This is a genomic window from Streptomyces sp. NPDC056987 (genome assembly GCF_042673865.1).
Taxonomy (GTDB): domain Bacteria; phylum Actinomycetota; class Actinomycetes; order Streptomycetales; family Streptomycetaceae; genus Streptomyces.
In genome coordinates, this window is sequence record NZ_JBHURV010000038.1 from 79,207 (window position 1) to 87,357 (window position 8,151).

Below are 8,151 nucleotides of genomic sequence, written 5' to 3' on the forward strand. Positions count from 1 at the left end.
CGCCTCAGGAGCGGGCGCGGTGGACGCGCAGGAAGTCGACCCGGTACGACATGGCCGACGCGTCCGGGTCGGGCGCCGGGTGGTGGCGGCCGGCGCTGACCGACAGATTCACGATCAGGGCGGCGGACCAGTCCCGGCCGACGCCCCTGCCGTCCGCGAAGGCCCGGATCCCGTTGACCCACCAGACCACGGTCCTCGCCCGGAACTCGACCTTCAGGTGCACCGACGCGCCCGGCCGGACCGAGGGGTGGGCATAGGCGGTCCCGCCGCCCCTGACATGGTTCGACAGCTCCAGCAGACCCGGGTTGTCCGGGTGGTACTCGAAGACGTCGATCTCGTTACCGCCGTCCCGCCAGGTCCAGATCGCGGGCCACGCGCCCCTTTCGGCGGGCAGCCTCACCCGGGTCTCCAGGATGTCGCCGGTACGCAGCATGAAGCCGTCCGGGCTGCCCTCCGTGGTGAGCAGCCCCGTGTTCCAGTTGCCGTCGGGGCGGCGGGTCGCGCGGAAGAGACCGGCGCGGCTGTACTCCGGATCGGTGACGAGATGGTCCAGCTTGTCGTCGTCCGGATTGGTCGGGCCACCGCCCGGATACGCCCAGGACCGGCCGGCGACCCACTGCCGCGTCGAGGAGAAGTCGGCGGTGAAGCAGGGCGGACCGCCCGGCCCCGGCGGACCGCCGGGAGCCGGTACGGTCGGGCGCGGCCAAGGGCCGAGCCGGTCGGACAGCCACTCCAGAAGTGCGGAACCGCGGTGCCCCATGACGTGCCTCTTCTCCGGGCCGGATACGCGCCGGCGCCCGGCGCGACCGCCGGGCCCGCGAACGCGCTGCCCGCCGGGCCGGGCGGCCGGGCCAGGCAATCAGGCGCGGAGCCCGCGGGAAACCCGCCACGCGGGCCCGGGCGGCCTTCGGCCCGGAGGCTTCCGCCATCGGGTGGGAGGGGATCCCGTCATGCCGAGGTCTGGGTCTGGGGCGGTACGGAGCCTGGTACGGCGGCCTGGACCACCGGAGGCGCCGTGCGCTGCTGCGCCGCCTGCTCCCCGGCGGAGCCGTTGATCTTCTCGATCGCCTGCCGGGCGTGCTCGCCGGTACGTGCCGTCAGCGACGACACCGTGGAGGCCGGGGCGGCGACCGGCCAGTCCTGCGCGGGCTTCGCGTGACCGGCGGCCCGGGTGCGCAGCCGGTGGCTCGCGGCCTCGTCCAGGCTGACGGGACGTTTCATCTGGGCGGCCAGCCGGCTCGCCTCCTGCCCCAGCGAGGCGACGTCCTCCCACCCCAGCCGAACCACCAGACGGAGTTCGGCCTCCCCGTCGGGCAGCGCGCGGAGGGAGGTGTTGACGGGGTCATTCATGGACAGATCCTCTGGGTCTCGGAACGGAACCCTGGCAGAGAGGGCCGCACCGCGCGGGCACGGGTGCTGCAGAGTGATACGCGCCGCCGCCACGGGGCGTTCACCCCGGTGGCCGATTCCCGCCGTTCGCCCGCCGCGCCACCCAGGCCGGGGGCCCTCCCCGCAGCAGCAGCACGACGGAGGCCACCGCGGCCAGGGCGCACCAGGTGGAGACGTACTCCAGGCGCCACAGCGCCGCGCAGAGGCCCGCGCCGGCCGCCACCGTCACACCCAGCAGCCGCACCCACCGGTCCCCGCCGAGCAGCAGGGCGCCGACCGTGGCGACCAGATAGCCCACGACGAGTGGCGCGGCGTACGGCAGGTCGATCACGTATCCGACGGTGTGGCCCCGGATCTCGGCGGTCACCGTACGGCGTGTGAGGGCGTACGCGAGGAATCCGGCCGTGCCGAGCCCGGCGGCCACCGGGACCGCCAGCCGGCGCCGCGCCCCGGGCGGGGCGGCGAGCAGCACGGCGACCGGCACCCAGACGGCCAGCAGCGGCAGGGCGACGACCGCCCAGGCCAGGGTGGCGGGACCGGAGCCGCCGCCGGCCCGCCATACGGCGGACTCGATGATCTGGTGGGTCCCCAGGACCAGCGGCAGCGCGGCGAGCGGCAGTTCACGAGGCGAGCGCGCACGCGCCACACAGGCCACCCCGATCGCGGTGATCGCGGTGCCCGCCACGAGATCGGCCGTCGCGCTCCAGCACATGACGCCTTCCAACGTAGTGCGGAAGGGACGGAGCGGCCGGGCGCGGCGGCCGGGCGGGAGGGGGAGGCGGCCTCAGCCGTCGCAGTAGCTGACGTCCCCCACGGTCCAGGCGCTGACGTCCTTCACGGCGATGCGGTACATGCCTCCGGTCTCCGGGATGCCCAGCGTGCCCTGGAGGATCCGGGCGACATGGAAGTGCAGATGGGTGGGGGGTTCGTCGCGCGGACGCGGGCGGGTGGTCCGGCCGGGCGCTTCGAAGACGGCGGCGAACGGACCCAGCCGCTCGGAGTCCTTCAGGACCTCCGCGACGCGCTCCCGCCAGACGGTTTCGGGTGCCAGGCGGCCCGTGATGACGGCGCCCTGGACGACCACGGTGAGGGACATCTGATTGCTTTGCTCGGACTCCACGGTGGTGGCGATGTCAACAAGCAGATGATCAGGCTTCGACATGGGCGCCGACTCTACTACGCGAACGGCCGCCCACGGGGCGGTCCTTCGCCGCGCCGACGCACCGGGATCACGGCTCTCCCTCCGGTGCGAACGTGACCCGCGCCAGACCGTGGTAGGCGGCGACACACCGGGCGGGCCAGGGCCGGTGCCCGTGGTCGCCGAACGGTTCGCCCATCCCGCTGATCGGCAGGGGGTGGTACGGCAGCACCCGCGCGCCCCGCGCCGCCCGCTCCCGCAGCCACCGGTCCTGGTGGTCCCACCGCTCCGCCCGTACGCGCATCTCCTGGCCCAGATCGCCGACGGGGACGGCGAGTCCGACGCAGCACGCGGCGCACACCGCCGCGCCGACCGCCGTCGCGGCGCCCGTACGCCACCCGGCGCGCCGGAGCGCGCGCCCCAGCAGGGCGCCGGCGCCCGTCAGCAGCACCACGTACAGCAGGAGGTAGTCGTTCCAGGTCCGCGCCGCGCGGGCCACGCCGTCGCCGAAGAGCGGATAGGTGAGGACCGTGCACAGATAGCCGGAGACGACGAGCGCCAGGGCCCCGCCGGCCAGCAGATGGGCGGGGCGGCAGGGCCCCAGCACCGACGGGCGCGCGCCCCGGTCCCGGACGAGCAGCCCGAGGAGCAGACCGGCGGCGACGGCCCCCACGTACTGCCACGTCGTCAGGACCGTGCCCAGGATGTCCAGGAAGCCGCCCAGCGACTCCGCCAGTGAGTCGGGCGCGAACAGGTCGCCGGTCCGCGCCCCGTAGCGCTCCCGGCGCTGTCGCGACCCCGGGGAGGTGACCAGGACGAGCAGGCCGGTCACCACGCCCGCGAGTCCGGTCAGGCACCAGGCCCGCGCGTACGGGCGTACGCGCGGGACGAAGAGCCCGCGGTGCGCCAGGACTCCGGCCGCCAGCGCCACCGCGGCGACGGCCGAGGTCTCCTCGGAGAGCGTGCCGAGGAAAGCGCCGACGGCGAAGACGACGGCCAGGGCGGCGCGCCGGCCCCGGCGCGAGCGCGCCCACGCGAGGGGGATCACCGCCGCGCAGGCCAGCACCGGCGCGACGGTGTGCGACACCGACGAGGCGGGCCAGTAGAAGGTCTTGTAGATGTTGAGCGTCGGGAAGAGGAAGACCACGGCCGTCATGGCCGCCACGAGCAGCGGGACACCGCGTGGCGCCGTACGCCCGGTCAGGCGCAGCAGCGTACGGACCGCGCCCCACAGGATCGCCAGCATGACGACGGCGCTGACCGCGGCGAACCACCGGTGTCCCGCCACACCGGGCTTCGCGTACAGCCCTACCAGCAGGCCGTTGCCGAGCCGGCCGTTGTCCGTGCCGTAGAACTTCCCGATCAGTCCCGTGATGCCGTGGTCGCGCACCTCGGGCAGGAAGCACCAGTCGTCCGCGCTGGGGCGCACATGGCGGCCGAGCCAGGCGGCCAGGGCCAGCACACCGAGGGGCAGCGCCGCGAGGGCGGGCGGTCCGTACGCCGCCCACCCGCGCGCGGACCGCGCCTTCCCGGTCTCCGGCCCGGGGACCGGGGCGGGGGCGGGAACGGCCCCGGGAGCGGATCGCCCGGCCGGCTTGCCGGGGAGGGTGACGCTCGACGTGCCCGTGGCCATGCGCGCCACCGCCTTTCGGAGCTGAGTGCTGAGGGCTGGGAGGAAGGGGCGGGGGAGACGGCTCCGGGCCGGCTACAGGGCGGCCCTGTTCCTCGGTCCGGTGTTCCTCGGTCCGGTACGGGACTGTTCCGTTTCGCGGACGATGTAGTGCGGGCGGTGCTTCGCCTCGTGATAGATGCGGCCCACGTATTCGCCGACGATGCCGAGCGTCGCGAGCTGGATCCCGCTGAGCGCCACGACCGCGGTGATCAGAGTGGTGTAGCCGGGCGCGTCCACACCGTTCAGCGCGACGTTCCCGATGATCCACAGGGCGTATCCCAGCGCGGAGAGGAAGAGCCACAGCCCGGTGTGGATCGCGAGCCGCAGTGGGCGGCTGTTGAAGGAGAGCAGCCCGTCGATCCCGTAGTTGAGCAGGTTCCGGCCGCCCCACTTCGAGGTTCCCGCGGCCCGCCGCACATTCCGGTAGGTGAAGCTCGCCGTGTCGAAACCGATCCACGAGAAGATTCCCTTGGAGAACCGGTTGGACTCGGGCAGCGAGAGCACACTCTCCACCGCGCGGCGCGAGAGCAGCCGGAAGTCCCCGGCCCCGTCGACGACTTCGACCTCCATGCAGCGGCGCACCAGCCGGTAGTAGGCGAGGCTGAGCGCGGTGCGCACGGCGCCCTCGCCCGCGCGGTCGCGCTGCGCGACGACCTGGTCGTAGCCGTGCCGGTGCAGTTCCAGCATGCGGGGGACGAGGTCGGGCGGGTGCTGGAGGTCGGCGTCCATCAGGACCACCGCGTCGCCGCGGGACATCCGCAGCCCCGCGAGCATGGCGGCCTCCTTGCCGAAGTTGCGGCTGAAGGAGGTGTAACGGACCCGTGGATCGGCGCCGGCCAGTCCGCTCAGCAGAAGCCGGGTCCCGTCGGTGCTGCCGTCGTCCACGTAGCAGATCTCGAAGCTCTGCCCGGTCGGTTCGAGGGCGGCGAGCAGCGCGCTGTGAAAGGAACCGAGGACTTCGCTCTCGTTGAAACACGGTACGACAATGGAAACCTGAAGCATGGTCATCCCACTCCACATGGCTGATGCGACAGACGCGCCCGGGAAGGGCGGGGCGGAGGAATCAGCGGGATATGCCGCTTTGGAAGGAGTGGGAGTTCACCGCGTACTACCCGGCTGACCGCTCGCCGGGGTTCCGCCGCCGCATCGCGTCCACGCTGCTTCCTCCGGTCCGTGCCGCATGTCCGTTGCCGGTGGCAACCATAGGATGAGGCGATCTTCATCTCAACGGGACATGCCGGACGGTGCGGCGCTTTCGTGCCGCACCGTCCCGGGAGGTCGCACCGTCCGGGAGGCCGTTCCACGCCCCGTCAGGCGAGGGGCTCCCGTGGCGCCGGGAGATGGATCGCGGTGGCCACCAGACCGCGGCCCGCCGTCCAGCGGCCGGGAAAGGCGCCGACGCGCCGGCCGCCGACCAGCGGTCCCGGCACCAGCAGCTCCGCGCGGAAGGTGCGTTCGACCGGGTCGATGTCGATCCGCGCCTCGGAGAAGTCCAGTTCGGTCCCGGTCAGCGGGTACCAGACCTTGAAGACGCTCTCCTTGGCACTGAAGAGCAGCCGGTCCCAGCTCGTCCCCGGGTGCCGCTCCGCCAGGGACATGATCTGCTCGGTCTCGTCGGGCAGCCCGACGACGTCCAGCACGCCCTCCGGCAGCGGCGCGTCCGGCTCCGCGTCGATCCCCACCGACGCCGTCCCGTCCGCCCGCGCCACGACGGCGGCGCGGTACCCGTCGCAGTGCGTCATGCTGCCGACGATCCCGTCGGGCCAGCCCGGCGCGCCCCGGGGGCTCGGCAGCAGGGGGACGGGCGGCTGCCCGAGCCGCAGCAGCGCGCGGCGGGCCAGCAGCCGTACGGTGGTGAACTCCCGCTGCCGCTTGGGCACGGCCTTCGCGATCCGCTCGCGCTCCTGCGCGTACAGCAGCTCGCCGGGCCCGGGGACGGGGTCGTCGTACGCGGCCTCGCAGGCGACCGCGGCGGGCAGGATCGCCTCGATCACCAGGCGCTCCGGTCGTCGGGTACGGGCAGGATCTCCCGCAGCGGTGTCCTCGGCGGCCGTTTGCCCCACTCGCGCGGATAGCCGATCGAGACCTCCTCGAAGCGCACCCCGTCGTGCCAGGTGACACGGGGGATGTGCAGATGCCCGTAGACGACGGAGGCGGCGCGGAACCGGGTGTGCCAGTCGGCGGTCAGCTCCGTGCCGCACCACTGCGCGAACTCGGGGTGGTGCAGGATCAGGGTGGGGTGCCGTACCAGCGGGAAGTGGTTGACCAGGACCGTACGCAGTCCGGGATCGACGGCGGACAGCCGCCGCTCGGTCTCCTCGACCCGTGCCCGGCACCAGGCGTCCCTGCCCGGATAGGGGTCGGGGTGGAGGAAGTACTCGTCGGTGCAGACGATGCCCGCGTCGTGGGCCACGCGCAGCGACTCCTCCATGGTGGTGGCGCCGGGGGCCCGGAACGAGTAGTCGTAGAGCACGAACAGCGGTGCGACCGCGACCGGTTCGCCCGCACCGCGCCACACCGGGTACGGGTCCTCGGGGGTGGCGACGCCCAACTCCCGGCACATCTCCACCAGATGCCGGTAGCGCTTCTCGCCGCGCAGATCGCACGGGTCCTTCGGGTGTGTCCACAGCTCGTGGTTGCCGGGCGCCCACACCACCTTGGCGAACCGCTCGCTGAGCAGGCGCAGCGCCCAGGCGACATCGGCGTACTTCTCGGCGATGTCGCCCGCGACGATCAGCCAGTCCTCGTCGGAGTCCGGGCGCATCCCCTCGACCAGCGCGCGGTTCTCCTCGTACGCGACGTGCAGATCGCTGACCGCCAGGAGTTTTCCGTCGGGCACAGTACCGTCCTTCTGGATCAGGCTCGAACACCGGTCCGGGCGCCGGTGTTCCCCCTGCGAGATTACGGCTCCGGGGCCGCGACAGGGAGTGGATCAGGGGCGTTCCGGGGGAAGTCTGCCCGCGTGTGCGCGATCTCAGGCCCTGACGATTGCGCGGACGTGCGGCGCACCGCCGCAGTAGAGTGGAGCCGGCCTCCGGTCCCGCCCGTCGGCGGTCCGGATTTCTCGGTCCGTACCCGGGTTTCAGGAGGATGCGAAACGATGGCGACGTCCACCGAAGCGAGCCGCTGGGTCCGGTGCTTCCATCCGGCGCCGCTCAGCCGCGGCCAGCTCCTCTGTTTCCCCCACGCGGGCGGCTCGGCGTCCTTCTACTTCCCGCTCTCCGCACAACTCTTCTCCGTGGCGGAGGTGTTCGCGGTGCAGTACCCGGGGCGCCAGGACCGGCGCGAGGAGGCCGCCCCGCGTGACATCGGGGTGATGGCCGACCGGATCTACGCCGCGGTCCGCGGGCGGCTCGGCGCCAGGCCGACGACGTTCTTCGGGCACAGCATGGGCGCCGTCCTCGCCTTCGAGGTGGCGCGGCGCTTCGAGGCCGACGGCGGTGAACTCTCCCGCGTCTTCGCCTCGGGGCGGCGCGCCCCGTCGCGCGTCCGGGAGGAGAACGTGCACCTGCGCACCGACGACGGGATCGTCGCCGAGCTGAAGTCGATGTCCGGGACGGACGCGGCGCTCCTCGGTGACGAGGAGATCCTCCGGATGATCCTGCCGGCCCTGCGCAGTGACTACGAGGCCATCGAGACATACCGGTGCGAACCGGGCGCCACGCTCCGTGCTCCGATCTCTGCGTTCACCGGTGACAGCGATCCCAAGACCTCGCTGGAGGAGGCCGAGGAGTGGCGTGAGCACACCACGGGAGCCTTCGACCTGAAGGTGTTCCCCGGCGGGCACTTCTACCTCGGCCCGCAGGCGCCCGCGGTGACCGCGGCCCTGCGGGAGCATCTGGCGTCCGTCGCCTGAGCCGCGCCCGGTGGTGCGGCCCGGCGAACGGTCGGCAGCCCGCGCCGGACACCGGTCGCGTCGCGCCCGGTGCGGACCGGCGGTGGCCACGGCCAC

The 8,151-nt window shown here is 73.2% G+C and carries 8 protein-coding genes and 1 pseudogene; 1 reads left to right on the plus strand and 8 read right to left on the minus strand.

Features of this window, described 5'->3' with window-relative positions:
- Positions 1 to 4 precede the first annotated feature (4 nt).
- From ACFTZC_RS33205 to ACFTZC_RS33240, 8 genes and pseudogenes are all read right to left on the minus strand, one after another.
- Entirely contained in the window at positions 5 to 760 is a 756-nt protein-coding gene (locus ACFTZC_RS33205) for a beta-glucanase (RefSeq protein WP_382896063.1), read from the minus strand.
- 281 nt (positions 761 to 1,041) lie between these two features.
- A pseudogene (locus tag ACFTZC_RS33210) lies at positions 1,042 to 1,350 on the minus strand (hypothetical protein); the annotation flags it as partial.
- A gap of 100 nt (positions 1,351 to 1,450) precedes the next feature.
- Entirely contained in the window at positions 1,451 to 2,101 is a 651-nt protein-coding gene (locus ACFTZC_RS33215; protein ID WP_382896065.1) for a DUF6629 family protein, read from the minus strand.
- A gap of 72 nt (positions 2,102 to 2,173) precedes the next feature.
- Positions 2,174 to 2,551: a hypothetical protein gene (locus ACFTZC_RS33220; protein WP_382896067.1), complete on the minus strand. Its 378-nt coding sequence runs from the start codon at positions 2,549 to 2,551 to the stop codon at positions 2,174 to 2,176.
- Between the two features lie 67 nt (positions 2,552 to 2,618).
- The gene (locus tag ACFTZC_RS33225) at positions 2,619 to 4,160 is read right to left on the minus strand and encodes a DUF6056 family protein (protein WP_382896069.1); all 1,542 of its coding nucleotides are present in this window, start codon (positions 4,158 to 4,160) and stop codon (positions 2,619 to 2,621) included.
- A gap of 72 nt (positions 4,161 to 4,232) precedes the next feature.
- The gene (locus tag ACFTZC_RS33230; RefSeq protein WP_382896070.1) at positions 4,233 to 5,207 is read right to left on the minus strand and encodes a glycosyltransferase family 2 protein; all 975 of its coding nucleotides are present in this window, start codon (positions 5,205 to 5,207) and stop codon (positions 4,233 to 4,235) included.
- A gap of 302 nt (positions 5,208 to 5,509) precedes the next feature.
- Positions 5,510 to 6,193 carry a 4'-phosphopantetheinyl transferase gene (locus ACFTZC_RS33235; RefSeq protein WP_382896072.1) on the minus strand — a complete coding sequence of 228 codons (684 nt, stop codon included), beginning with the start codon at positions 6,191 to 6,193 and terminating at the stop codon, positions 5,510 to 5,512.
- The gene (locus ACFTZC_RS33240; protein WP_382896074.1) at positions 6,190 to 7,038 is read right to left on the minus strand and encodes a metallophosphoesterase family protein; all 849 of its coding nucleotides are present in this window, start codon (positions 7,036 to 7,038) and stop codon (positions 6,190 to 6,192) included. The genes ACFTZC_RS33235 and ACFTZC_RS33240 overlap by 4 nt, the downstream gene beginning before the upstream one ends.
- A gap of 261 nt (positions 7,039 to 7,299) precedes the next feature.
- On the opposite strand from ACFTZC_RS33240, the gene ACFTZC_RS33245 reads away from it, so the two are divergent.
- Complete coding sequence (locus tag ACFTZC_RS33245) at positions 7,300 to 8,055, plus strand: thioesterase II family protein (protein ID WP_382896076.1); 756 nt, start codon at positions 7,300 to 7,302, stop codon at positions 8,053 to 8,055.
- Positions 8,056 to 8,151: the final 96 nt, after the last annotated feature.

What these genes read in the sequence shown, in the direction of transcription:
- ACFTZC_RS33230 (WP_382896070.1), bottom strand. Translation starts at nt 5,207, where the DNA reads ATGACCATGCTTCAGGTTTCCATTGTCGTACCGTGTTTCAACGAGAGC.
- ACFTZC_RS33220 (WP_382896067.1), bottom strand. Translation starts at nt 2,551, where the DNA reads ATGTCGAAGCCTGATCATCTGCTTGTTGACATCGCCACCACCGTGGAG.
- ACFTZC_RS33215 (WP_382896065.1), bottom strand. Translation starts at nt 2,101, where the DNA reads ATGTGCTGGAGCGCGACGGCCGATCTCGTGGCGGGCACCGCGATCACC.
- ACFTZC_RS33225 (WP_382896069.1), bottom strand. Translation starts at nt 4,160, where the DNA reads ATGGCCACGGGCACGTCGAGCGTCACCCTCCCCGGCAAGCCGGCCGGG.
- ACFTZC_RS33245 (WP_382896076.1), top strand. Translation starts at nt 7,300, where the DNA reads ATGGCGACGTCCACCGAAGCGAGCCGCTGGGTCCGGTGCTTCCATCCG.
- ACFTZC_RS33205 (WP_382896063.1), bottom strand. Translation starts at nt 760, where the DNA reads ATGGGGCACCGCGGTTCCGCACTTCTGGAGTGGCTGTCCGACCGGCTC.